At 63.5% G+C, this 25648-nt stretch carries 22 protein-coding genes; 9 read left to right on the plus strand and 13 right to left on the minus strand.

Annotated elements, in window-relative coordinates; genetic code table 11:
• Nucleotides 1–15: 15 nt before the first annotated feature.
• Nucleotides 16–441 carry a hypothetical protein gene (locus tag O3299_RS24970; RefSeq protein WP_251351680.1) on the minus strand — a complete coding sequence of 142 codons (426 nt, stop codon included), beginning with the start codon at nt 439–441 and terminating at the stop codon, nt 16–18.
• A 188-nt stretch (nt 442–629) separates the two neighbouring features.
• On the opposite strand from O3299_RS24970, the gene O3299_RS24975 reads away from it, so the two are divergent.
• Complete coding sequence (locus O3299_RS24975; RefSeq protein WP_251351679.1) at nt 630–1328, plus strand: glutathione binding-like protein; 699 nt, start codon at nt 630–632, stop codon at nt 1326–1328.
• 7 nt (nt 1329–1335) lie between these two features.
• Here the strand turns inward: O3299_RS24975 and uraH are convergent, their stop codons facing one another.
• Both uraH and O3299_RS24985 read right to left on the minus strand, forming a co-directional pair.
• A complete protein-coding gene (uraH, locus tag O3299_RS24980; RefSeq protein WP_305063434.1) occupies nt 1336–1746 on the minus strand; it encodes a hydroxyisourate hydrolase in 411 nt (136 codons plus the stop codon).
• Nucleotides 1747–1757: 11 nt separating this feature from the next.
• Entirely contained in the window at nt 1758–2252 is a 495-nt protein-coding gene (locus tag O3299_RS24985; RefSeq protein WP_305063435.1) for a heme-binding protein, read from the minus strand.
• Between the two features lie 138 nt (nt 2253–2390).
• Here O3299_RS24985 and O3299_RS24990 point away from each other — a divergent pair, with 138 nt between their 5' ends.
• A complete protein-coding gene (locus O3299_RS24990; protein ID WP_305057632.1) occupies nt 2391–3101 on the plus strand; it encodes a heavy metal response regulator transcription factor in 711 nt (236 codons plus the stop codon).
• Nucleotides 3098–4507: a heavy metal sensor histidine kinase gene (locus O3299_RS24995; protein WP_305063436.1), complete on the plus strand. Its 1410-nt coding sequence runs from the start codon at nt 3098–3100 to the stop codon at nt 4505–4507. Before O3299_RS24990 ends, O3299_RS24995 begins: the two co-directional genes overlap by 4 nt.
• 94 nt (nt 4508–4601) lie before the next feature.
• Here O3299_RS24995 and O3299_RS25000 read toward each other — a convergent pair whose 3' ends face one another.
• From O3299_RS25000 to O3299_RS25010, 3 genes are all read right to left on the minus strand, one after another.
• Entirely contained in the window at nt 4602–7940 is a 3339-nt protein-coding gene (locus O3299_RS25000; RefSeq protein WP_305063437.1) for a DEAD/DEAH box helicase, read from the minus strand.
• 174 nt (nt 7941–8114) lie between these two features.
• Complete coding sequence (locus O3299_RS25005) at nt 8115–9827, minus strand: methyl-accepting chemotaxis protein (RefSeq protein WP_305063438.1); 1713 nt, start codon at nt 9825–9827, stop codon at nt 8115–8117.
• Between the two features lie 207 nt (nt 9828–10034).
• On the minus strand, nt 10035–10925 hold the full coding sequence (locus tag O3299_RS25010) for a LysR family transcriptional regulator (protein WP_305063439.1): 891 nt from the start codon (nt 10923–10925) through the stop codon (nt 10035–10037).
• A 124-nt stretch (nt 10926–11049) separates the two neighbouring features.
• Here O3299_RS25010 and O3299_RS25015 point away from each other — a divergent pair, with 124 nt between their 5' ends.
• Nucleotides 11050–12231 (plus strand): serine hydrolase, encoded by a 1182-nt coding sequence (locus O3299_RS25015; RefSeq protein ID WP_305063440.1) that lies wholly within the window; start codon nt 11050–11052, stop codon nt 12229–12231.
• Nucleotides 12232–12239: 8 nt separating this feature from the next.
• Nucleotides 12240–13430: an MFS transporter gene (locus O3299_RS25020; RefSeq protein WP_305063441.1), complete on the plus strand. Its 1191-nt coding sequence runs from the start codon at nt 12240–12242 to the stop codon at nt 13428–13430.
• Here O3299_RS25020 and O3299_RS25025 read toward each other — a convergent pair.
• The 3 genes from O3299_RS25025 to O3299_RS25035 all read right to left on the minus strand — a co-directional run bounded on the left by O3299_RS25025 (nt 13395) and on the right by O3299_RS25035 (nt 15476).
• The gene (locus tag O3299_RS25025) at nt 13395–13940 is read right to left on the minus strand and encodes a DinB family protein (RefSeq protein ID WP_305054723.1); all 546 of its coding nucleotides are present in this window, start codon (nt 13938–13940) and stop codon (nt 13395–13397) included. The genes O3299_RS25020 and O3299_RS25025 overlap by 36 nt on opposite strands.
• Before the next feature lie 31 nt (nt 13941–13971).
• On the minus strand, nt 13972–14571 hold the full coding sequence (locus O3299_RS25030) for a MarC family protein (protein ID WP_077398149.1): 600 nt from the start codon (nt 14569–14571) through the stop codon (nt 13972–13974).
• Nucleotides 14572–14687: 116 nt separating this feature from the next.
• Nucleotides 14688–15476, minus strand: a complete 789-nt coding sequence (locus O3299_RS25035; protein WP_305054724.1) for a helix-turn-helix transcriptional regulator — start codon at nt 15474–15476, stop codon at nt 14688–14690.
• 101 nt (nt 15477–15577) lie between these two features.
• Between O3299_RS25035 and O3299_RS25040 the strand changes: the two genes are divergently transcribed.
• From O3299_RS25040 to O3299_RS25050, 3 genes are all read left to right on the plus strand, one after another.
• Complete coding sequence (locus O3299_RS25040) at nt 15578–16492, plus strand: DMT family transporter (RefSeq protein WP_305063442.1); 915 nt, start codon at nt 15578–15580, stop codon at nt 16490–16492.
• A gap of 41 nt (nt 16493–16533) precedes the next feature.
• Entirely contained in the window at nt 16534–18150 is a 1617-nt protein-coding gene (locus O3299_RS25045) for a toxin-antitoxin system YwqK family antitoxin (RefSeq protein ID WP_305063443.1), read from the plus strand.
• Nucleotides 18151–18660: 510 nt separating this feature from the next.
• Nucleotides 18661–20394, plus strand: a complete 1734-nt coding sequence (locus O3299_RS25050; RefSeq protein WP_305063444.1) for a methyl-accepting chemotaxis protein — start codon at nt 18661–18663, stop codon at nt 20392–20394.
• Between the two features lie 129 nt (nt 20395–20523).
• Here the strand turns inward: O3299_RS25050 and O3299_RS25055 are convergent, their stop codons facing one another.
• Nucleotides 20524–21675 (minus strand): AI-2E family transporter, encoded by a 1152-nt coding sequence (locus O3299_RS25055; protein ID WP_099666152.1) that lies wholly within the window; start codon nt 21673–21675, stop codon nt 20524–20526.
• Between the two features lie 171 nt (nt 21676–21846).
• The gene (locus O3299_RS25060; protein ID WP_305063445.1) at nt 21847–22857 is read right to left on the minus strand and encodes a hypothetical protein; all 1011 of its coding nucleotides are present in this window, start codon (nt 22855–22857) and stop codon (nt 21847–21849) included.
• A gap of 124 nt (nt 22858–22981) precedes the next feature.
• Between O3299_RS25060 and O3299_RS25065 the strand changes: the two genes are divergently transcribed.
• Nucleotides 22982–23350 (plus strand): hypothetical protein, encoded by a 369-nt coding sequence (locus tag O3299_RS25065; protein WP_305063446.1) that lies wholly within the window; start codon nt 22982–22984, stop codon nt 23348–23350.
• Here the strand turns inward: O3299_RS25065 and O3299_RS25070 are convergent.
• Nucleotides 23329–24390: a diguanylate cyclase gene (locus tag O3299_RS25070; RefSeq protein ID WP_305063447.1), complete on the minus strand. Its 1062-nt coding sequence runs from the start codon at nt 24388–24390 to the stop codon at nt 23329–23331. The two genes, O3299_RS25065 and O3299_RS25070, sit on opposite strands and share 22 nt — an antisense overlap.
• A gap of 201 nt (nt 24391–24591) precedes the next feature.
• Nucleotides 24592–25512: a helix-turn-helix domain-containing GNAT family N-acetyltransferase gene (locus O3299_RS25075; RefSeq protein WP_305063448.1), complete on the minus strand. Its 921-nt coding sequence runs from the start codon at nt 25510–25512 to the stop codon at nt 24592–24594.
• Between the last annotated feature and the right edge of the window lie 136 nt (nt 25513–25648).

Genomic DNA, 25648 nt, shown 5'->3' on the forward strand with positions numbered 1-25648 from the left:
GGTTTCGTTCAGGACTTACTGGGCTGGCGCCGCCGCTTGCGGCGCCGGTTCGAATTCCAGCTTGTCATCGACGACCACGAATTGCCCGATCGGCTGGCCCAGGTCGGCTTTCGGGTCGTTTTCCATTTCCGTCAACTCATTGCAGGTATTCGTTTCCGCCTGCCACAGCTGCTTGCCCATGCGGATATTCCATATGCCGTCGCCGGCCGCAAACAGCTCGACGGTGATGTCGGCCGGCGCATCCGTCGACAGGGTATGCAGGCGCTGGCATTGCGGCAAATTGGTGGCCATCAGCTGCACTTCCACGGTATCTTGCCAAAAATAACGTTGCTGGCGGCGCACGGTCAGGGAGTGGTCTTGTCCATCGAACATGTAGATGGCGAAGTCCTGGACACAGCCTGACAGCAGGACGGACAGCGTGACGATCAGGAGTTTGCGCATGGTCGGCTTTCTTTGTTTGTGCTCTGGAATGTCGGGATGCCTGCGTAACGGCGCGAGTGGGCGCTTGCCTCGCTTGGGCGCCGTCTTGTTTTTCGCTTACGTGGCATTATATCCATGCATATCAGTTGCGGCGCGACAATAGTGATGCGGAGGCCGCCTGCCCTACTTATCTACCTGGAAAGACCACGATGATCGACCTGTATTACTGGACCACGCCCAACGGGCACAAAGTGACGATGTTCCTGGAAGAAGCGGGCATCCCCTACAACATTATTCCCGTGCATATCGGCAAGGGCGAACAGTTCCAGCCCGAGTTTCTCGCCATCGCGCCGAACAACCGCATCCCCGCCATCGTCGACCAGGCGCCGGCAGATGGCGGCGCACCGCTGTCCCTGTTCGAGTCGGGCGCCATTTTGCAATACCTGGCCGAGAAAAGCGGGCAATTCCTGCCGGACGACGTGCGGGGACGCGCCGAAGTCATGCAGTGGCTGTTCTGGCAAATGGGCGGCCTTGGCCCCATGGCCGGGCAAAACCACCATTTCGTGCAATATGCGCCGGAACCCATCGAATACGCCATCACGCGCTACGTGAATGAAACGAACCGGCTGTACGGCGTGCTGAACAAGCGCCTGGCGGACCGTGCATTCGTGGCCGGCGACAACTATTCCATCGCCGACATGGCGATCTACCCGTGGATCGTGCCGCACGCCCGCCAGCGCCAGAAGCTGGAAGATTTCCCGCACCTGGCGCGCTGGTTCGCGGCCATCGCCGCCCGTCCCGCCACCGTGCGCGCTTATGCGCGGGCGGCCGAAATCAATGTGCAGCCCACCGTCAGCGGCGACGCGAAAAGCGTGCTGTTCGGACAGACGGCGAAGACGGTGGCGTGATCGACGGTCAGTTTCCTCGGTAAGTGGAAAAACCGAAAGGACTGAGCAGCAAGGGAATGTGATAGTGCTGGTCGGCCTTTTCCACGTGAAATTGCACGGGGATTTCCGGGAAAAAAGTTTCCTGTTTCAGGCGCGCATAGTGCTCGCCTGTTTTGAACACGATGCGGTAGTCGCCCGTCTGCATGGGCGCATCAGCCGGATACATGGCCGCGATGCGCCCCTGCGCATTCGTCACGGCGCTGCTCAATTGCTTCCAGTCATCTCCCTTCTTGTGCTCCAGGGTTACCGTCACGCCCGCCGTCGGCTGGCCGCTTTGCAAGTCGAGGATGTGCACGCTCAAGGGATTGGCGGCGGCCAGGGCCGTGCTGGACAGGCTGGCGAAGGCCAGGGCGGCGGTGATTTTTTTCAGACAAGTCATCGTTGTTGCTTTCAAGGTGGGGTGGAATCGAGTTCAGGGAGGGCGGCCAGCGCAGCCCGGGCGCAGGCACGGTCTTGCCGGGCGCCACCGCCACCGGCGACGCCGATGGCGCCGACCACCTGCTCCTGTGCCATCAACGGCAAGCCGCCGCCCAGCAGCAACAGTTCCGGCACGGTGGTCAAATTGCTCATGTCCGGATTGTTGCGGGCGGCCACGGCCAGCGCATAGGTATCGTTTTTGGTGGACAAGGCCGTGTACGCCTTGCGCCGGCTGGCTTCCGTGTTGTGCGGTCCGACGCCGTCGGCGCGCTGCACGGCGACGACATTGCCGCCATGGTCCAGTATGGTGACGACGATGTGCCGGCCCTGCGCCTGGCACGCGGCCATGGCCGCGCTGGCCAGCTTGTTGGCCGCCGCCAGCGACAGGTCATTGATATTGCGCAATTGCGCGTAGGCGGGACTGGCCAGCAGGCACAGCAGGGTACTGCCGAGTAACAGGGTTTTCATGTGGCGTCCAGGAAACAAGATGGCGCCAGTATGGCCAGGCTTGCCCTACGGGAAGATGATCGCCGCATGACATTTTTATCATCCGCGGCGGCGTGCGTGCGGCGTAAAATGGTTTCATATTCCCATTAGAAAGCTGCCATGCGCATCCTGGTCATTGAAGACGAACCGAAGACGGGCGACTATCTGCTGCGCGGCCTGGCCGAGTCCGGTTTCACGGTGAGCCTGGCGCGCAACGGCCGCGACGGCCTGCACATGGCCGGCAGCGAAGCGCCCGATCTGATCGTGCTCGACGTCATGCTGCCCATCATGGATGGCTGGCAAGTCTTGCGCGCGCTGCGGCTGCAGGAGGGCGGCGCCGACGTGCCCGTGATTTTCCTCACGGCGCGCGACGAGGTGCAGGACCGCGTGAAAGGGCTGGAACTGGGCGCCGACGATTACCTGGTGAAACCGTTTGCATTTGCCGAACTGGTGGCGCGCATCCGCACCCTGTTGCGCCGGGGCCCACCGCGTGAAGACGACGTCATCCGCATCGGCGACATGGAAATCGATGTGATGAAACGCAAGGTCAGCCGGCAAGGCCAGCGCATCACCCTGACGGCCAAGGAATTCGGCTTGCTGCACCTGCTGGCGCGGCGCCAGGGCGAAGTGCTGTCGCGCTCCATCATCGCCTCGCAAGTGTGGGACATCAATTTCGAGAGCGACACCAACGTCATCGACGCGGCCATCCGCCGCCTGCGCAGCAAGCTCGACGATCCGTTCGAACCCAAGCTGATCCACACCTTGCGGGGCATGGGCTATGTCTGCGAATTGCGCGCGCCGACCGTACCCGACAACGGCGCCGGCGCATGAAATTCTCGCAACTGCGCCGCTCGCTGACCCTGCGCGTCACGCTCGTGTTCGTGCTGATCGTGGCGCTCGTGTCGGCCGGGCTGGGCATGCATCTGTACCGTTCATTTGTGGCGGAAATCGAGCGCCGCGACGACATTTTATTGCTGGGAAAACTGCGGCAAATCCAGCAACTGCTGGGCAATGCGGGCACCCTCGATATTATCCGCGAACGGCCCCAGTATTTCCGCGACACCATGAGCGGGCAAGAGAATTCTCTGGTCCGCATCGTGCGCGCCGATGGCACGCGTTTGATCGATGTCAACCCGCACGGCGAGATGGTGGCGCATGCTGTTCCCGTGGCCGTCGATGTCCCCGTGACGGCGGGCGACATCGTCAGCTGGATCAGCCGCGACGGCTATCCGGCCAGGGTCGTGGCGGCCAGCGCGCGCATCGGCGATCCCGCGCAGATGGCCGACATTTCCGTCGCCCGGGTCTATGGCGATCGCACGGCCATGTTTGCCGCCTACCGCTGGCAGATCGTCGTATCGGTGGCCGTCAGCGCGCTGGTGGCGGCCTTGCTGGCCAGCGTGATGTTGTTGCGGGGATTGCGGCCGCTGCGCAATATCGCCGCGCATGCGGCTCTTGTGCGGCCGGGCAAGCTGGAGCAGCAACTCGATGCGCGCGGGGCACCGACGGAGCTCTTGCCCTTGATCCAGGCGCTGAACGCCATGCTGGCGCGGCTGCAGGAAGGCTATGCGCGGCTGTCGCAGTTTTCCGCCGATCTCGCGCATGAATTCCGCACGCCCGTCACCAATCTGCTGGGGCAAAGCCAGGTCATGCTGGCCCGGCCCCGCAGTGCGCACGAGTATGAACAGCTGGTGTCGTCGAATGTGGAAGAGCTGGAGCGGCTGTCGCGCATGATCGACAGCATGCTGTTCCTGGCGCGGGCGCAGCAGGATGAAATGGTGCTCGTCAAGCAAGTCTTGCCCGTGCAGGACGAGTTTTTAAGGTTGGCTGATTTCTTTGAAGGCTTGGCCGAAGAGCGCGAGCTGACGCTGGCTTGCCACGGCAGCGGCGCGGTAACGGCCGAGCCGCAACTGCTGCGCCGCGCGCTGGGCAATTTGCTGTCGAACGCCATCCGCCATGCGGCGCCCGGCAGCACGATACTGCTGCGTTCGCACGCGACGAACGAGGGTGTGGAATTGAGCGTGAGCAACCTCGGTCCCGCCATCCCCGCGCGTCACCTGCCGCACCTGTTCGAGCGCTTCTACCGCGCCGACCCGGCCCGCAGCGATTCGGCCGCTTCCACGGGATTAGGGCTGGCCATCGTCACGGCCATCATGCAGTTGCATGGCGGCAGCGCGAGCGTGGCGTCCGACGCGGCCGCCACGACGTTTACCCTTGTTTTCCCCGTTGAGAACGCCTGATAAAACGTAGCGAGCGCAAGAGAGGTTCGGCGCCCCCGAAGCAGTGAGCATCGGAGGCGGCAAACCGCTACGCGCAGCAGGTTTGCTCAGATGTTTACCCCATTTCCACCAAAAACTCATGCATGCCCGTATGCGGCAATTGCGTGCAGGCGGGCGCAAAATGCGGCAACTGCCCCCACAGCAGCGGGTTGCCGACGATGTACACATGGTGTTGCGCGCGCGTCAGGGCCACGTTGAGCAGGTTCGGCGTAGCCGCCGCCCATTGCGCGGCGCCGGCCGTACTGTCATCGGCGCCGAGGACCAGCATCACCACGCTTTGTTCCTTGCCCTGGAAGGTATGCACGGTGCCCACCATCTGGCTGCTCCACTGGCGCAATTCGCGCGCCGTCGGCGCCTTGCCATAGCCGAGGCGGCGGTCCCAGTCCATGTCGACGATGCGCGAACGCAATTCGTTGCGCACGGCCTTGAACGGCGTGATCACATACATGTCGGGCAGCTTGCCGTCGCGGCGGTACAGCTTCAACAGCACTTCCAGCACGAAATCGAGCTGCACGGGCACCACCTGCTTGTAGCTGACGGGGCCGACGGCGTCGATCCAGCAACTGGAGCCCCGCGTCAGGCCACGCGCGCCGGCCGGCGGCGTGCGCTCGGCCAGCCCGTAGACCATCTTGTCTTCGTAGGCGATGCTGTTGGCCAGCGAAAACATCGGTTCCACGCAGCGGCGGTGCACGCGCAGGGGGCTGCCTATCCACAGCGGCTGGGCGCTGCCGGCGCCAACGACGGCGCCATAGCGGTTGGCCTTGTCGGCCAGGGTCTGCACGGACACGGAAGTTGGCGCATAGCTGCCATCGCGCGTGTGCGGCGACAGGGCGGACAAGGTTTGCACGAGGCGGCCCGGCACCGTGAACACGGGTTCGATCTGCAGCGGGTCGCCCACGACGACGGCGCGCTTGGCGCGCCACAGGCTGCCCAGCGCCGCTTGCGGCACTGCCTGGCCCGCTTCATCGATGAACAGCCAGCCCAGCGATTCGGGACCCATGCCCTGGAACTGGCGCGCGAACGAGGCAAACGTGGTCGACACGACGGGCACCACCATGAACAGGCTGTGCCACACCATGGCGATGTGCGACTGGTCGTAGGCGCGCTTGTTTTTCAGCAATTTGGAGACGGCCAGCAAGTTGCCGCCAAAGCCGGGGCCACCCTTCTTCGCCACCTCGGCCAGCCACGCTTCATGCAGGGCCAGGGCCTTGGCGAACAGGCGCGAGCGCAGGCGGGCCAGGGCCGGTTCATGCCACAGGCCGCCAATTTGCAGGGCGTCGCCGTCCAGCGCTTCCAGTGACTCCGGAGCGACGATGGTGGGGAAGCGCATGCGCGCGCGGCGCAGCAGTTCCGTGCTGTCATCCCATTCGCGCTGGCGCGATTGCGCCGTGCGCAGGGCGATGTGCAAGCTGTTGCGGGCGCGCTCGCAGCGCGGCTCCAGTTCGCCCTTCAGCAGCAGCTTGATGGCGGACACGTCGCGCGCGGCCTGGCGCTGCGCTTCGGCATTGGCCACGACGGCATCCTTGTAGGCACGCGCCGGGGCCGTGCGGAACAGGCGGGCAAAGAAGCCGGGCTGCGTCAGCGCCACCAGGCGTTCCTCTTCCAGCAAATCCTTCTTGCTGGCGAGCAAGGTGTCCTGCTGCGCCAGCGCGCCGGACAGGGCGCCGTTGGCCGCATCCATTTCTTGTTCCGCGGCAATCAGCGCATGCTGGCTGGCCTCGATGAAATCGGCTTCCGTGCAGGTGCCCACGGCTTGCCACAGGGCCGCGTATTGGGCGTGCTCGGCCAGGGCCTTTTCCACCACGTGTTCCGTCTCGCGAAATTCGCGCGCGGCCTGGGCGAAGCTGACGCCCTGGTAGCTGGCCAGCCACTGGCGGATACTCTGCGCGTTCGGCGTCTTGCGCACCGTGGTTTTGTCCCAGTCGTCGTCATAGAAATTGCTGACGAAGCGGCGGCGGTTCGCGCTGTTGCCCAGCGCACAGGACATCAAGCCCCAGGGCGCTTCCGCCTCGCCCAGTGCGCGGTTGGCGCCATTGCCGTCCGCCACGACCCGGCGCGCCACGCTTTCAAAATAGCGCGTGCGCGCCCATTCCTTGCCCAGCTGCTTGGGTTTCGGTAGGTCGCCGGAAATGTTTTCCACGGCCGCATTGTTTGACGAAGCGACGACCATTTCAAAGCCCGTCAGTTCCGGGCGCAAGCGGGCAATCGTGATGGGGTCGCGCACGCCTTCGAAGGCCACGGCTACCTTGCCGATGAAGGCGTCGCCGGCGCGGTCCAGGCAAGACAGCACGGCGGCGCGGCGCACGATGTTGTCGGCGAACAATTCACGCAACAAGGTCGTCTTGCCCGTGCCCGGCGGGCCATTGACGGAAAAGATGCCCCGTTCGTGCAAGCCCGTGCGCGCGCCATGGATGGCGAACTGCTGCATCAGGCTCATGGCGTAGCTGGCGTCTTCCAGCCAGTGTCCCCGGTTCATGTTGGCCGGATTGAGCATGGCGGCCAGCGCCTGGCGTCCGGCCGGGCTGTACAGGTCGATGCGTTCATCCTGTGCCAGCGGCGTCAAATAGGCGGCGACCGTCGCGGGCAGCTTGCCGCCACGCAAGGCGCGGATGATCTGTTCCAGGTCATCCAGGTAAAAACTGTTGAGGATATCGATCGAGGGTTCCACCGCGTCGCCGAAGTCCAGCGTGCGGTTCTGGCTGGCCTCCAGCGTATCGGCGTCCGTCGCGGCCACGCGTTTCTTGCGCGTGCGTAATTCCAGCACGGCCAGCGGCTGGCCGGCGGACGGGCGGAAACCGGCCCAGTCCATCAGCAGGTCGGCCAGCGCGGCGATTTCCATGCCGGACAGGGGCGACGAGACATTGCCCGCCTCGTCCGTCACGGGCTGCGGCGCGCGGCTGGCCGCGAAGTTGCGCAGGCTGTCTTGCAGCGCCAGCTGGCTGTCGCTGAAGGCGTCCAGGCTCAGGCCGGACCAGTCCGGCGTGCGGGCGCGGCCCAGGGCCCACGGCAAGGTCGACACGGAGACGGGATCGAACTGCGGCTCGCCCAGCGCATTGAGGTTCAGGCGGGCAAAGCACGAGCGTCCCAGCAGTTCTGTTTTTTCTGTTTCGGCAATGTTTTCCGGGCCGTTGGCCGGCGGACAAGCCTTGTTGATTTCGGCCTTGTCGAACACGCCGAGGAACAGGCTGAAGCCGTCGATCTCGCGGTCGGACGGCACTTGCCATTGCGTGGCGAACTGCGGCGGCAATTGCGCCAGCTGTTCGCGCTGCAGGAGGCGCACGGTGGACGGGTCTTCAACGTCCGTGATTTGATTCAGGTCAAACGGGATAAAGAATTCGATCTTGTGCCAATACTCCAGGATAGCCAGGAGGCGCTGCTGTTCTGCCTGATTCATGATGACCAATATTTTGTAAAGCGAGCGAGGATTGTAAAGCGTATGCGCGGTGCACGTTTTGCACTTTTGTCTATTGCGCGGGCTTTGCCGCAAAAAAAGTGATGATTGCGGACGAAAAAAAGCCAGGCAGCAACTTCCTGCCTGGCTTTCCCGTGGTGAGGATGTTGCTATTGGTTAAAACTCTTCCCATTCGCTCTCGGCGCCGGCATTGCTGCGGCGTGCCGGCGCGGCCGCCACGGCCTTGCGCGCGGGCGCGGGTCGGGCTGCGGGAGGCGCGATTTTTGCCGCCGCGGGTGCCGCTGCGGTGCGTACCGGCGTCAACTTGGGTGCGCTGGCGACATGGTTGCCGGTTTTAAAGAATCCCACCACGTGGGCCAGCTCGCCCGCCTGTTCCTGCATGCTTTGCGAAGCGGCGGCTGCCTCTTCCACGAGGGCCGCGTTTTGCTGCGTCACTTCATCCATCTGGGCAATGGCCATGTTGATCTGTTCGATGCCGATGGTCTGCTCGTGCGTGGCGGAAGTGATTTCGCCCATGATGTCGGTCACGCGCACGATGCTGTCGACGATGTCGCCCATGGTCTGGCCTGCTTCATTGACGAGGCGCGAACCCGTGTCCACGTTGGCGACGGACGCGGCGATCAGTTCCTTGATTTCCTTGGCGGCCGAGGCCGAACGGTGGGCCAGGTTGCGCACTTCCGTGGCCACGACGGCGAAGCCGCGTCCCTGTTCGCCCGCGCGCGCCGCTTCCACGGCCGCGTTCAAGGCCAGGATGTTGGTCTGGAAGGCGATGCCGTCGATGACGCCGATGATGTCGACGATCTTGCGCGACGATGCATTGATGGTGCCCATGGTGTCGACCACTTGCGAAACGATGCTGCCGCCGCGCACGGCCACTTCCGACGCGCTTTTCGCCAGCTGGTTCGCCTGGCGCGCATTGTCCGCGTTCTGTTTCACGGTCGAGGTCAGTTCTTCCATGGCCGACGCCGTTTCTTCCAGCGAACTGGCTTGCTCTTCCGTGCGTGATGACAGGTCGAGGTTGCCGGCGGCAATTTCGCTCGACGCCGTGGAGATGGCATCCGTGCCATTGCGTACTTGCGCCACCACGCCCAGCAAGCTCGTGTTCATGGCTTTCAGGGCGCCCAGCAGGCGGCCCGTTTCATCGCTGGAATTGACGACGATGTGCGACGACAAGTCGCCCGAGGCCACGGTTTCGGCCACGCTGACGGCCGCATTGATGGGCTGGGTGATCGAGCGCGTGATGATCCAGGCAACGAAGGCGCCCAGCAGCACGGCCACGCTGCCCAGGGCAATCATGGAAGCGCGCGCGCTCGTGCTCAGCGTTTCGGCGTCCGTCGCCGCCTGCGCCGCCTGCTGCGCTTCATACGCGACCAGGCTGTCGAGCGCGCCCAGCACGATCTTCAGGCTCGGTGCCGCCTGCTGCGTCAAAAAGGCGATCGCCTCTTCCGTCTGGCCCGCATTGCGCAGTTCGATGACCTTGTTGTTCAGCGGCGCACCCGATTTCAGGGCCGCGTCCAGTTCGGCCATCAGCGCCGTTTCCTTGTCCGTCGAAATCTTCTTTTGCAAGGTTTCCTTGGCGGCGCCGTATTTCTTGCGCGCTTCGCCGATCTTGGCCAGTTCCGCCTGCACCAGCGCTTCCGTCGGCGCCACCACAATGCTCGTGATCGCCAGGGTAATGTTGCGCACGTTGTCGCTCATGGTATTGGCGGCCGCCATCTTGACGTTCTTGTCGGCCACGATGTCGTGCGTGCGCGCGCTTAATTGCCCCATGGAATACAGGCCGACGAGCAAGACGGCCACCAGCAGGCCGAGGACGACAGCAAACCCGATCCCGAGCCGGGTGCCGATTTTGAATTGTGTGAGTGACATGATTGCTTTCGTGTTGCGGAAGTGAAGGAAAACGTCGACAGGCCAGGGCTACGGGTTTATACGTAAGGGCGACCAGCCTGTAATTGTTCCTCAAAATTCCGCACTGCAATACAAAAACTTGTATCAATTCCCCGAAAAGTTTAAAAATTGGTAGCAAATTAAATAAGTTGTCGTGTGGAAACAACGAGCGCGGCGCAGGATGCGGACTCAGCTTTCCGGAAACACGTGCGTCGCCAGGAAGTCGATGAAGGCGCGCAGTTTCGGCGTCAGGTGGCGGCTGCTGGGCCACAGGATGCGAAAGGTCCCGTCGTGCCGGCGGTGCGCGTCCAGCACCGGCTGCAAGCGGCCGCTAGCGAGCGCCGCGCGCACGGCAAAGTCGGGCAGGGCGGCGATGCCCAGGCCGCTTTCGGCAAAGTGCAGCAGGGTTTCGACATTGTTGCAGTTCAGTAGCGCCGGCAAGCCCGCCGCGTGCAAGGCGGGCCATTCGGCCAAAGGCCAGGCCTCGACCTTGCCGCTGCTGGGAAACTTGTACAGCAAACAAGTGTGCTGCGCCAGGTCGGCGGGCAGCCCCGGCGTGCCGTTGCGCGCCAGATAGGCGGGCGCGGCCACCAGTTGCAGCTGGAACTGACCCAGCTGGCGGCTCATCAACCGGCTGTCGGCGCTTTCGCCCGCGCGTACGACGGCGTCGTAGCCTTCCTCGATGACATCGACCCGGCGGTCGCTGAAATCGAGGTCGAGCTCCACCAGCGGATAGGCGCGCGCAAAGGCCGCCAGCACAGGATTGAGCAGGCTGCCCACTTGCGGCAGGCTGACGCGCAGCCGGCCTCGGGGCGCGCTCTTGCTGTTCGATAACTCCAGCTCGGCCGCCTCGATCTCGCCCAGGATGCGCCGGCAGCGTTCGAGAAACACGGTGCCTTCGCTCGTCAGCGCGATGCTGCGCGTGCTGCGGTGAAACAGGCGCACGTCCAGGCGCGCTTCCAGCCGCGCGATGCTCTTGCCCACGGCCGAGGCGGAAATGCCCAGCACCCGGCCCGCCGCCACGAAACTGCGCGTTTCGGCCGCTTGCACGAAGGCCGTGAATCCCGCCAGGTTATCCATGTCGTGTCCGTTTCATCACCGTTGATTGCGGATGCCAACGTCCGCACAGACAGAAACTATAGCCTGTTTTTCTTTGATCGCGCCTGGCTTACCTTGGCAGCCTGATCATTTGAAAGGCTCAGCCATGATGTACAACTTCTCTCCTGCGGCCTTGTCCGCCCGCATCGATGCCTTGTTGGACCTTGTTTTGCAGCAGCAGCGCCTGGTGGGCGCCGTGGTGCTCGTGTGCCACCGTGGCCAGGAAGTGTATCGCCGCGCGGCCGGCCACCTGGACCGCGAGGCGGGCACGCCCATGCGTGAGGATGCCATCTTTCGCCTGGCGTCCGTCAGCAAACCCATCGTCTCGACGGCCGCGCTGGCGCTGGTGGGGCAGCAGCGCCTTGGGCTGGACGACCTGGTGGCGCGCTGGCTGCCGTATTTTGCGCCGCGCCAGCCGGACGGCGCCGTGGCGGCGATGACCGTGCGCCACTTGCTCACGCACATGGCTGGCCTCGACTATGGCTTCTTCCAGCCGCCGGGCGGCGCGTATGCGCAGGCGGGAGTGTCGGACGGCATGGATGCGTCCCGTATTTCCCTGGAGGACAACCTGCGCCGCCTGGCCAGCGTGCCGCTCGCGTATGCGCCGGGCGAGCGCTGGGGGTATTCGATCGCCACCGACGTGCTGGGCGCCGTGATCGAAGCGGTGACGGGCTTGCCGCTGGCGCACGCCGTGGAATTCCTGGTAACGGCGCCGCTGGCCATGCGCGACACGGGTTTTTTTACTGCGGACCCGGCGCGCCTGGCCGTCGCCTATGCGGACCGCGCAGCGGGAGAATCCCGGCCGCGCCGTTTGCTGGACGCGGGGGAAGACCATCTGCCGTTTCTCGATGGCATGGCAGGTTTTACCTTGTCGCCGGCCCGTGCCCGCGATGCGCACGCCTACCCGTCCGGCGGCGCCGGCATGGTCGGTTCCGCCCCTGACTTCATGCGCCTGCTGGAAACCTTGCGGCTGGGCGGCGCACCGCTGTTGCCGCCGGCGCTGGCGCGCCAGATGGGCGAAAATCAGACGGGGAATTTCGACTTGCCGTTCTGGCCCGGCCGCGGCTTCGGCCTGGGTTTTACCGTGCTGACGGACCCGCTTGCCGCCGCCACGCCCGAGTCGGCTGGCAGCTGGCGCATGGGCGGCACGTATGGCCACTCGTGGTTTGTTGACCCCGTGCAAGAATTGTCCGTGGTGGCGTTCACGAATACGGCATTGGAGGGCATGGCGGGGCCGTTCGTGACGGAGCTGTGCCAGGCAGTGTATGGCGTGGAGCAGGGGCAATGACGGCGGCCATGACGCGCCCGCATCCTATCGTTTTCCTCGCGCTGGGCTTGTTCGGCGTGTATTGCATCGAGTTTGGCGTGGTGGGCATCTTGCCGCTGATCATGCAGCGTTATGCCGTGACGGCCGCGCAGGCGGGCTCGCTGGTGAGCCTGTTCGCCCTGATGATCGCCGTGGGCGGCCCCTTCCTCGTGCTGCTGGCCACGCGCTGGCGCCGCAAGCGCGTGCTGATCGTTTCCCTGCTCGTGTTCGCGCTGGCCAGCGCGGCATCCGCCTATGCGCCCCGCTTCGAGTGGCTGCTGGCGCTGCGCATCGTGCCGGCCCTGTTCCATCCTGTGTATTTCTCGCTGGCCATGGTGGCGACCGCCGCCCTGTATCCGCCACGCGAGGCGGCGCGGGCCGGCGCGCATGCGTTCACGGGCACCAGCATGGGCATGGTGCTGGGGATTCCGCTCACCACCTGGATCGCCGCGCAGTATGGCTATGAGGCATCGTTCCTTGCCTGCGCCCTCGTCAACGCCCTGGCCGCGCTGGGGCTGTTCCTGTTCTTGCCGGACACGCCGCGCGAAGCGCCGATGGCGTATGGCCGCCAGCTGGCCGTGCTGCGCAAGCCCGCCCTGTGGTTCACCATTGCCGCCGCCGTGCTGGTGTTTGCCGCCATGTTTGCCGTGTATGCATATGCGGCCGCTTACCTGCAGCAGGTGGCGGGCTTGTCGGCGCGCCAGACGGGGCTGGCGCTGGTGGTGTTTGGCGTGGGCGGCGTGGCGGGCAATCTGTTTGCCGGACGCCAGCTGGGCACGCATGTGCTGCGCACGGTGGTGCTGCAGCCACTGCTGCTGGGGCTGGCGTACTGGCTGCTGTACCGCCATGCGGGAGCTGGTCTCGGCTGGGCGCTGCTGGCCGTCTTGCTGCTGTTCTGGGGCGCGGCGCACACGAGCGGACTGATCGTCACGCAAGTGTGGCTCAGCAGCGAAGCGCGCGAGGCGCCCGCGTTTGCCATCGGCGTGTATATCGCCGCCATCAACCTGGGCGTGACGGTGGGCGCGCTGGCGGGCGGCGTGGCCATCGCCCGCTACGGTATGCAGGGGGCGATGGCTTGCGGCGGGCTGTTCGGTGCGCTGGCGCTGGGCTTGATCTTGCTCAAGGCGTGGCGCTACCGCCCATCGTCAGTCTTGAATATGGTTGGGGATGCGAAACAGTAGATCCGTGTCGCCGATGTCCACGCCCGCCTGCGACAGCAGGGTGCTGGCCTGGCCCCGGTGATGGGTCTGGTGATTGAAGAAATGCATGAGCAGGCTGAAAAATTCGCGCCGGTTCGGCCCCTTGCTGTTGCGATAATCGAGCAAGTGGTCCAGGTCTTCTTCGCGGATGGAGGCGGCCCAGTCGACGATGAGCCGGTCCAGCCATTGCCGGTGCGCGTGCATGGCGGCAAAATCTTCGGCTGCGAACAGCGGGTGCGTGAGCGACGCGGGCGGCGTGATGGCGCGGATGGGGTCGAGCAGGGGGAAACCGGCCGGGTGCTTCGCATAGCGCTGCAGCCACAGGGTGTCGCCCACCATCACGTGGTTCAGGGTGGCCAGCAGGGAGCCGAAGAAGGCGCCCCGTTCGCGGCTGAGCTCTTCGGGCGGCAGGCTGGCCGCCGCCGCGTAGACCTTGGCATTCATCCACTGGTTGTAATCGGCCATCAGACAAAGGTGGGCGCAACGGCTCATGCTGGACTCCTTCAGTGGATGAATGACTATGTTAAACGGATTTCAGGAACGCCCGTATGCCGGCGAGCAACATTTCAATGGCCATCGCCGTCAGGATCAAGCCCATCAGGCGCTCGAACGCCGTCATGACCCTTGGACCGAGCGCCCGTTGCAAGCGTTCCGCGCACAGGAAGACGGCCAGCCAGACGGCGGCCACGGCCGTCAAGCCCGCCACGTGGGCGATGACGTCGTTCATTTCATGCGAGGAAAACAGCAAGACGGTCGCCAGGGCCGACGGGCCGGCCAGCGCGGGGATGGCCAGCGGCACGATGAACGGTTCGCCGCCCATCTCGTGGTCGCTATTGCCGGCGTTGGGCTGCGGAAACACCATGCGCATGGCGATCAGGAACAGGATCACGCCACCGCCGATGCGCAGAGCCACTTCCGACAATTGCAAGGCATTCAGGAAATGGCGGCCGAAGAACATAAACAGCAGCAAGATGCCGAAGGCGATCATGCACTCGCGCACCACGACTTTCCAGCGCCGCTCGACCGGCACACGCTTGAGGGCATTGACGAACAGGGAAACGTTGCCGAACGGATCGGTGACGAGCAAGAGCAGGATAAAAGTCTGGAAGAAATTCTGTGTCATGGTGGTGTGATTGAGGTCAACACCGCTGCCAGGATGGGCGCGGTGCGATAAGGCTTGCGATGATAACAAGAGCGGCGGCTATCGCCCATGATTATTGATGCATAGCAGCATTTTTTTTACGCAGCGATGACTTTTGCCTGGTAAAACGCGGTGGGCGTGGTGCCGAAGTGCTTCCTGAACATGGCGGTGAACGCACTTTGGCTCGTGTAGCCATTGTCCATGGCCACGTCGATGACCTTGCTGCCGTGCGCCAATTGTTCCAGCGCCCGCAGCAAGCGCGCCTGCTGGCGCCACTGGCCAAAGCGCATGCCCGTCTGTTTCTGGAACAAGCGGTGCAGGCTGCGCTCGGTGATCGCCAATTCCTGCGCCCAGTACGCCACCGTCTGCTGTTCGCCCGGTTGCTCCATCAGCCGCGCGCAAATGCCGCGCAGGCGCGCATCGATGGGCAGCGGCAGGTACAGGGGCAGCACGGGCAGGCTGTCGAGCTCGTGCAACAGCAATTGCAGCAGATGCCAGTCGCGGCTGCCTTCCGTGAAATCGGGCGCGATGTCGACGGCCGCCACGATCAGTTGCCGCAGCAGGGGGCTGATGTCGAGCACGCAACTATGGCGCGGCAGCAATGGCGAGCTGGCGCAATCGATGAAGACGGTGCGCATTTTCACGGCGCCGCTCATGCGCACCTGGTGCGCGATGCCGGGCTGCAGCCACACGCCGCGCGTGGGCGGCACCACCCAGCGCCCGCCCTGCGCTTCGATGGTCATCACCCCTTCGATGGCGTACAGCAATTGCGCATGCGTGTGGCGGTGCACGGAAATCACGTGGCCATGCGCATAGTCGACGGCCAGCGCCATGGCGCGCGCCGTGACGGGCAGCAATTCCTGAAAGGCGGGCGAGGAACAATCCATGAAAGAGGGTCAGTTTTGCGATAGGTGTGGACATCTTAGCGCGAGAAGGCGCCGCGCGCCTGCGGCATGATGGTTCCCCGCAACTATTCCCGGAGTAACACATGCCCGTGCGCGCCTATCTGTACCCGTTCCTGGCGATGCTGCTGTGGGCCGGCAACGTCGTCGTCTCGAAGCTGGCCGCGTCCAGCATCGCCCCCACGGCCATCACTTTTTACCGCCTGGTGCTGGTCTTGCTGGTGATGACGCCGTTTATCGCCCGTCCCCTGTGGCGCAACCGCGCCGCCCTGCGCCGCCAGTGGTGGCAGCTGGCCCTGTGCGGCCTGATGTCGATGGCCCTGTTCCAGAGCCTGTCCTACCGCGCCGCCGAATCGACGACGGCGACGAATATGGCCATCGTCACGGCGCTGGCGCCCCTGATGACGGCCCTGCTCAGCGTGCTGCTGCTGGGCGAACGCCTGACGCTGGGCATGGCGGCCGGCGGCGTGCTGTCGTTTGGCGGCTTGCTGTACCTGGTGGGGCGCGGCGACGTGCTGGCCTTGCTGCAGCAGGGCGTGCATGCGGGCGATGCGCTGATGCTGCTGGCTTGCTTGGTCTTTGCTTTGTACGGCGTGCTGCTGCGCCGCTGGCGTTTATCGATTCCCGCCTGGCAAGCCATTTATTGCCAGGCGCTGGCGGCGCTGGCCTGCATGCTGCCGCTGTTCCTGCTGTTGCCGCCCGGCAGCGCCAGGCTGGACGCCACCACCTTGCCGCTGATCGGCTATGCGGGCATCGGTTCGTCCATCGTGCTGTCCTACCTGTGGATCGAAGGCGTAAAACTGCTGGGGCCGAACCGCTGCAGCATTTACGTCAACCTGCTGCCTTTGCTGACGGCTTTGCTGGCCATCGTCTGGTTGCACGAAAGCATGCATGTGTACCACCTGGTCGGCGGCGGGATTTCGCTGCTGGGCGTGCTGCTGGCGCAGACGGTGCAGCGGCCCCTGTGGCGCCAGCGTCCTCGCGTGTCCGGTCTTGCCTGAACAGCCATGCATAATGGCGGTTTTTCGGCAGTGGAGTTGACATGCGGCAAACATTTTGGATGAGCACGATGGCGGCGCTGCTGGCGCTGGGAAATGCGGCGCCGGCGCAGGGGGCGCGTTTCTATGAAGGCGTCCCCATGGCCACCGCCAAGGTTGTCGAGCGCCGCGACGGCGGCGTGGTGCTGGCTTTCCTGCGGGAAAACGGCGAAGTCAACGGCTACTATTGCCAGTGCAAGGGCATCAGCGACAAGCGCATGAACCTGGACAAGTATGGCAAGGCCAGCATCGCGGCGGTGTTCCAGGTCGACCTCGACAGCGAAGGCGAAACGACGTTCGTGCTTAGCCGCAGCGCTGGCAGTGGCACGGCGTATGGTTTGCATGCCTACCGCTACGAATCCAGCGGCGGCAAGATGTTCAAGGTCGCCGCCCTGCAGCCCACCCTGGATGGCCTCGTGCGCGGCGCCAAGGTCATGGATGAAGCGCGGGTGCGCGCCGCGCTGGGCCGTTTGCAGCTGATCGACTACAGCATCGATTACGCGCCCACGGGCGTGGCCGAGTTCGACGCCATCGAGCATGGCCATGGCACGCTGGTCGGCTATTTCAATATCGATGGCGAGTTATTGCCCGGCAAGCCGGCCGATAAGCCCGCATTTGCCTATAAAAAGACTTTCCAGGAGAAGGATGGTCATTTCCTCACGGTCACCTATCTGCTGGGCAAGGGCTGGCAAGGGGGGCGCGCGCCCAGTTATCACGCCAAGTGGATCACCTGGGAAACGCAGCCGCAGCATTTTGCCGCCAGCCAGGATGGCTTGTTTATCGAATATGACGTGAATTGCTGCGTGGGCAGCGTGTTTGCCCGCGGCCAGTATGCGCACGGCAAGCGTACCGGCGTATGGCACTACGAAGAGCCGAACACCATCCGCTCGTCTGGCGCCTTTGTCGACGACAAAGCGGAAGGACCATGGACGTATGAAAGCGGCGATGAAACGACGACGGGACAGATGCTCAAGGGCCAGCGCACGGGCCGTTGGGAAGTAAGCCCTGGCGTGGCCGAATGGCGCGAAGCGGACATGCACAGCTTCACCGGTTACGACCATTTCGTGAAAGATCGCCTGGACGGCCCCAGCGAGCGCCGCATCGATGGTGTGGTGCAATGGCAGGGCAACTATGTGAACGGCAAGAAGCAGGGCCAGTGGGTCGAACCTGGCGGTGGCGGCCGTTATGTCGACGACGTCAAGCAGGGGCCGTGGAAGAAGGCGACGCCGGACGGCGGCTGGCAAGTGCTGACCATGCTCGATGGCAAACCGGAAGGCAAGTTGGAACAATACGGGGCCGATGGCCAGCTGGAACTGGTCGAACATTACCGCCTGGGCAAGCTGGAGGGGCCGATGGAGAGTTTTTATCCGGATGGCAAGCGGCGCTACCAGGGCGCGTTTGTCGACGGCGAGCGCGATGGCGCGGAAACCCTGTTTTATCCCGATGGCGAATTGCCACAATTTCACCGCAACTGGCACCAGGGCGTGTTGCATGGTGTCAACATCGAGAATTTCCAGAACGGAAAACCGAAGCAGATCGGCGCCTACGACATGGGTAGGAAAACGGGCCGCTTCCAGTATTTCCGCGACGATGGCCAGCTAATCGAAGAAACCATGTATTAACTTGTTGACTAAGTAATCCTCAGGAAATTATTGTGAATTTATGACGAACAGAACCGGATGCTATGCAAGGCGCCTGCTGCGACGCAGTGCGAGCACTGCTAGCAGTAGGTAACGCCGCAGAGCGCCGGTTATGAAGGTCAGAAATCACAATAATTTATTGCGGGTTACTTAACATAAATGGCATTCCGCCGCGACCGCGCACGACAGCGGAATGCCAGTTCTGCGCAAAAAACATCATCCACTTGTTACAAATCGTGAAAATCCATGCTGGATGTTGCTACTGGTAATCTTTCCCTGTATCTTGCAGTCAGGAAATTAAAAGTACGGGAAACCTCAACCTCGTTGCCCTGTATTGCACTCCTGACGATATGCGCGGGCCGCCTTCCCCCCTGCTGCCGCACACGCCGTATCGACCTGTCCTGAACAATTCACGTGACCCGCCCATCTGGCGTTTGCCGCTATCTCGTCCGGCATGCGCAGGCATGGTTGCGCCCTTACCAAGGAAACTGCATGTTGTCGAACATAACAATAAAAATGCGCCTGATCGCCACCATGAGTGTGCTGGGCTTGTTGATCGCCGTACTGGGCATCATGAGTATCATCAGCCTGAAATCGGCCAACAACAGCCTCAACGAGGTCTACAGCAATCAGCTGGCATCGACGCAAGCGATCGGCGAATCGCAAATTGCCCTGGGCCGCGCCCGTTTCACGATGGATCGCGTGATGGTGCACCCGGATGCGCCGGATGCCAAGGATACCCTGGCCCGCGCGGAACAATTCCTGGAAGCGTCCAACAAGTCCTGGAAGGTGTACCTGGGCTTGCCGCAAAGCGCGGACGAAAAGCGCCTGTCCGACGACATGGACAAGAAGCGCAGCGACTATATCAACAATGGCGTGCTGGTCATGAGCAAGGCTTTGCGTGAAGGCAACATCGAGCAAGCGGACGGCTTGATGATGAAGGGGCTGACGCCGCTGTACCGCACCCTGGACCAGGCCGCCGAAACATTGACCCAATACCAGGCCACGTCGGCCGCCGCGATGTATGCGGAAAGCCAGTCCAGCTACCACACGCAGGTGACCATGGCCATCGGCGGCATGATCGTCGGCGCCTTGCTGACCATCATTTCCAGCATCCTGCTGCTGCGTGCCATCTTTGGCCCGCTGGACCAGGCCCTGCGCCATTTTGGCGCCATTTCCGACGGTAACCTGGCCAACGACATCGTCATCACGCGCCACGACGAGATGGGCGCCTTGCTGACGGGCTTGCAGAAAATGCAGGAACGCCTGTCGAGCACCGTGCGCGGCGTGCGCGACGGCAGCGGCGCCATCGCCACGGCCAGCAATGAAATCGCCTCGGGCAACCTGGATCTGTCGAGCCGCACGGAGCAGCAAGCGTCGAGCCTGGAAGAAACGGCATCCTCGCTGGAAGAGCTGACTTCGACCGTCAAGCAGAATTCCGACAATGCGCGCCAGGCGAACCAGCTGGCCGTCTCCGCATCGGACGTGGCCGTCAAGGGCGGCGCACTGGTGGCGCAAGTGGTCGATACCATGGGCACCATCAGCGAATCGTCGAAAAAGATCGCCGACATCATCGGCGTGATCGATGGCATCGCCTTCCAGACGAATATTCTGGCCCTGAACGCGGCCGTGGAAGCGGCCCGTGCCGGCGAGCAAGGCCGTGGCTTTGCCGTCGTCGCCACGGAAGTGCGCAACCTGGCGCACCGCTCGGCCAGCGCCGCCAAGGATATTAAAGTGCTCATCGAAGCGTCGGTGCAGAACGTGGGCGCCGGCAGCGCGCTCGTCAGCCAGACGGGCACGACGATGGATGAAATCGTCTCCAGCATCCGCCGCGTGACGGACATCATGGGCGAAATCAGCGCCGCCGGCCGTGAGCAGGAACTGGGCATTGGCCAGATCAATCAAGCTGTGGCGGAAATGGATACCGTGACGCAACAGAATGCGGCGCTGGTGGAAGAAGCGGCGGCGGCCTCGGAATCGATGCAGGAGCAGGCGGCGGCGCTGGCCGAAATGGTCAGCATTTTCAAGCTCGACGCCAACCATAGCGGTCCGGCAGCGGCCAAGCCTGCCTTGCGCAAGCCTGTCGTGGCCTCCGCCAGCACGGCCTTGAAACGCCCGGCGTTGCGCCTGGCGCCGGCCGGTGCCGCCGCTGCCCCTGCTGCCGCCGCCAAACCGCGTCCGGCCAAGCCTGCCGCAGACAACAGCGGCGAGTGGGAAGAGTTTTAACAACACTTAAAAACCTACTGCGCGTCGCAATTTGCGGCTTGCGATGCTCACTGTGCTCTAGCACAGTTGCGCTTCTCAGCCACAACTTGCTGCCGCTCGCTACGGTTTTTAGGCGTTGTTGATTCTAGATTATTGTTGCTCCAGGGCCACCTTGCTGCCCTGTTCCTGCAAGCGCGCCGCCTCGGCGAGGGCCTGGGCGCGCGCTTCCTCTGCCGCCTGTTCCGCTTTCTCCAGTGCATCATGGCGCGCTTGCAGCGCCGCCCGGGCGCGCACGAAGACGATCTTGATGGCCGCCATCACGGGCACGGACAGGAAGATGCCCACCACGCCCCCCAGCTGGTCGCCGGCCAGCAAGCCGACGATCACCATCAGCGGGCTCACTTCCACGCCTTCGCTCATCAAGTATGGGTTGACCACGTAATCCTGGAACAAGCGGTAGGCGGCGATAAAGCCGATCAGCCAGAACACGTGCTCGAAACCGCTGAAACCGGCCACGACCACGGCGATGACGGCGGCCGCCAGCGGGCCGGCAAACGGGATGAATTCCAGCAAGGCGGCCGCACCGGCCAGCAGCAGGCTGTACGGCACGCCCATCAGGGAAAAGGCGATGCTGTAGGACACAAAGGTGGCGATCGACAACAGCAGCAGGGCGCGCACATAGCGCGACAGCAAGATGTCGAGGTCGTCGATGATGGCGCCCCACAGCTTCTTGTTGGGACGGTTCAGCAGGGACAGCAAGCCGTCGCGCATGTCCGGGCCTTCCTTGATCAGCAAAAAGCTCAGCACGGGCACCAGCACCAGATAGATCAGGTTGCTGGCCGCATGCATGACGGTCAAGCCCAGTTCCTTCGCCAGCGGCATGGCTTGTCCCGTACCGCTGCTCAGCTGCGTCTGCATGAACGACAGCAGGCGCGCGCGCAACGGTTCCATGAATTCCGGCAAAGGAATCCGCTCGGCAAAATTATTGCCCTTGAGCAGGGTCGGCAATTGCGCGCTGAGTTTGCTGGCTTCTTCCTCGATGCGGGCGCCGAAGATGGAGCCCAGTATTGCCACCAGCAAGATCACCACGAGGAAGACGATGCCGATGGCAGCCGTGCGCGGCAAGCGCTTCGGGCCATGGCGTTCCAGCAGGCCGATCAGCGGATACACGAGGTAGCTGAAGAAAATGGCAAAGACCACGACGATCAGGGTCGACGAGACCTTGTAGGTAAGAAAGAGCAGGAAGGCGATGAGGAAAGCCGTCCACACCATCTTGGCAACGCGCAAGTTAAAACCGAACATATGAATTCCTTAGGGCAGGATGCGACGCAAGCGTGACTGGCTTGAAGGGCAGGGTGGGCAAGGCAGGGATCGGGCCGCGCCGCACGGCCGGAAATCATACCGCAAAATGCCAAAATGCCATGTTCTTGTGCGTAATGGCAATGCTTTCCCCTGTCTGGACTCCCCTCAGGCCTATTTATCCCGCCAGCTGGCGACGGTGATGAAGACGCCATCGTCCTTGTCGGGTTCGCGCAAGGTCACCGTATAGCGGCCGCTCGCATCGCTGCCCGTGAACACGACCTTGTCGTCATGGCCTTTTACTTGCGCACCCTTGGCCAGCGTGGCGTAGGTGTTGAGCACCCAGTGGAAATCGGCATAGCTGCGCAGGGTGATGTCGGCATCGGGCAGGGGCTCGTCTCCCGCCTCGGCCGCTTCCGTGGGCGTGCGCATGGGCAAACCGGCCAGGCCCGCCGGCGCGATGCGCTTGCCGCCGCTGGAACTGCCGTTGAGTTCCGCATTCGGCAGCAGCAGGTGCAGCAAGCTGGCGGGAAAGCCGGGCGGCACGTCGCGCGCTTCCCAGCCGGGCTGGCCGGGGCGGGTCGTGATGTATTCCACCGCAGCAATGCTTTGCCGCCGTTCCGGCGCGGCCTGTGCCAGCATGGCCGGCAGTTGCCGCGCCCACACGAGCAGCGGCGCGGCCATCTCGTCCTCTGCGCCCGGCGGCAGGAACACCGTCAGCACGGCGTGCGTGGACGGCAGGCAGGCTGGAGCGGCGTCGCCGATGGCGGCCCGGCAATGGCCGTTGACGAGGCCCAGGGCCAGCAGCTTGCGTTGCGGATCGAACAGCATGGCGGCGCGCCATGCACCGCGCGTGCTGGCATCGATGGAGGCCAGCACGGAGCGTCCGTCGGGCAGCATGGTGCGCGTGATGTCGTCGAGCGACTGCATGCTGTCGAGCACCTGGCGCGCGATCAGGGTGTTGCCCTGCGTATAGCTGCCGCGCGCGTAGCCGAGCAGTTTCAAGACGTCGGCGCGGATTTCGGGATGCGCGCTCAGGCGCAGCGGCGGCGACGGCACGGGCACGGTGGCGGCCACGAAGGCGGCATCCTCGGCAGGAATGGCTTGCGCCATGCTGGCAAGCGGCAGGCACAGGGCGGCGCACAGCGACAGCATGCGGAAAATGGTGTTTCCTGGGGTATTCAATGGCTATCCTTGTCGAGACGCCATGCCGGAGGGCTTGCCGGCATGCGCGGGCCGCGATCTTAGCATTTCAGGAATGAATCTCTTTCTGCTAAGCTTGGCTATTGAATCACTGTCCCCCGTTGTCATGGCCCAAATCACTATTTCCTGCAGTATTCCCGTCGACGATGAGGCAGTGACCGAGTTCCTGCACAAATATCTGGGCCGCTCGCGCCTCGGCACGGCCAAACTGTTGCGCATGGGCGAGAAGGGCTGTTTCTATACGGGCTCCTTGTATACGGACGAGCACGCCAAGGTGAGCCGTTTGATCCGCCGCATGCTGGCCTTCTTCGAGAGCAAGGATATCCCCTTGACCATCCTCAAGATCGGCCCCCAGGACAGCTGGTATGCAGTGGACCCCGAGCGGCGCGATCCCTGGAAGATTGCGCCGCAAGCCTTGCTGGCGCTGCTCGATGCGGTGCCGGACGGTGGCGCTCAGGCGGCGTTGAGCACGTAGCGGTTCTTGCCGCTTTTCTTGGCCTGGTATAAGGATTCATCGGCGCGCCGGTAGCTGTGCGACAAGTCGGCTTCCTTGATCAGTTCCGCCATGCCGATGCTGACGGATACCTTGCGTTCCGGCACGAAAGCCGCCTCGACGCTGTCGACCAGCTGCGCGGCAAAGGCGCAGGCGGCGTTCTTTTCACCCAGGTAAATGACGGCAAACTCCTCGCCGCCCAGGCGGCCGCACAGGTGCTCGCCCGACAGTTCACCGATCACCTCGGCGATCTTTTTCAGCACCTCGTCGCCCACGTCATGGCCGTACACGTCGTTGATCTGCTTGAAGTCGTCGATGTCGATCATCAGGAAATACGCGGGCGTATGCGCCGTGCGCTGCAAGGTACGGGCGCTTTGCGTGAACATGCGCCGGTTGTTGAGCCCCGTCAAGCCATCCTTGTAGGCCATGGTCGCCAGCTCGCGCTGGGCGCGGTAGTTGTTGATGCGCAAGACGAGAAAATAGATATTCAGCGCCAGGCCGATGATCACGCTGATGGTGACGGCCAGCACGGGCCAATGCTGGTCGGCCTGGCCCGCATGCACGGGAAACTGCCCCAGCCCCAGGATGGCCCACACGCACAGCGATACGCCCAGGTAATACGCGATGCCGCTGAAGATGGGCGCCGTCGTCAGGGTGATCATCACGCCCAGCGGCAAGACCCAGAAAGCGGGATCTTCCGTGCCCAGCATCAGCACGCGAAAGCTGAAACCGATGAACAGCACGCTGATGGTGCCGCTGGCGATGATGGCTTGCAAGGACTTTGCATACACGGTCAGCAGCAGCCCGATCAGCATGCCCGTCAAGCCCAGCGCCGCCTGCGCATGATCGAGCGAAGCGCGCGGCAAGGTCAGGCTGAACGTGACCAGCCAGCAAGCCAGGCCAAACGTCAGGATGGCTATCGAAATGAAATGCAGTTCCTTGAAAAAGCGCTGCTGCTGCTCCCGTTCTCCTGAAAAGAACAGGTAATAGAAGGCAGGAGACAGGCTGCGCGAAGTGAACATTGCATTTGTCCAGGCAGACAACACGCCTTGCGGCAGGGACGCCTCCCGGCAACGGCAGGCGGCATGGCGCGCGCACAAAATTAGTTGCGCTCAGGAACTAGTGTACTGGTTTCTTGGGGGCCGTGGGGAGAGTGGCGAGGAAAACGGCTGACACTGTCCTGCCGCCGCCACAGTGGCATGTGGCGGCGGCAGCGCGGGTCGTCACAGGTCGCGCGCCAGCACCTGGCCGATCAAGTCCTTGCCAAAGCTGTGATGCGCCTCTTCCTCGACCAGCTGGAAGCCGGCCTTGTCGTAGATGCGGCGCGCATCGGTGAGGATGCTGTTGGTCCACAATACCATTTTCGTATAGCCGACCTGGCGGCTGAAGCGCAGGCACTCGTCGACCAGGTGGCTGCCGATGCCCAGGCCGCGCGCGCAGGGGTCGACATACAGCAGGCGCAGCTTGGCCGTCGTGTCGTCCTGGCGCACGATGAAGACCGAACCGATCACCTTGCCGTCCTTCTCGGCGATCCAGCAGCGCTCACGGGCCGGGTCGAATTCCCGCACGAACTTGGCGAGGATGTCGGCGACGAGCGCCTCGTATTCATTGTTCCAGCCATATTCCTGCGCATACAGCACGGCTTGCCGGTGGATGATCCAGCCCATGTCGCCCGGCTGCGGATTGCGCAGGAGATAGCTGGGCGATGGTTCCCCCAGCAAACCCTGGATTTGCTCCATGGCAGCGACCAGCTCCTGCTGCGCCGTTGGCGGCAAACGTTCCAGCATGGCGGCCACTTCGCGCCGCGAGGCGTCGATCAGGGGGGCGAGGGTGCGCTGTCCCTGCCCGGTCAGCTGCAATTGCGCCGCGCGCGCATCCGTGGGCGAGCGCGTCTTGGCGATCAGCCCCTGCTTTTCGAACCCGGCAATGACCCGGCTCAGATAGCCCGCGTTCAAGCCCAGCTCGCGGCACAGGTCCGCGCTGGTCAGCTGCTCCCGGTGTGCCAATTCATACAGGATGCGCACTTCCGTCAGAGAGAATGCGCTGTCCAGCAAGTGTTCATGCAGCACGCCAATCTGGCGCGTATAGAAACGGTTGAAACGACGCACGATCTCCGTGCGTTCGCCGAGTTGATCCGCCTGCATGTGACACCTCCATTTACTTGCTTGTGGCAGATTATTGCTTGCTTAAAGCAAGTATGTCAATAGGGCGGCAGGATTCTGGCAGGCATAAAAAAAGCGGCCCTGAAGAGGGCCGCCTCGGCAGTCACGCAAACCAGGG

Source organism: Janthinobacterium sp. SUN176, from assembly GCF_030587335.1.
GTDB classification, from domain to species: Bacteria; Pseudomonadota; Gammaproteobacteria; order Burkholderiales; family Burkholderiaceae_D; genus Janthinobacterium; species Janthinobacterium kumbetense.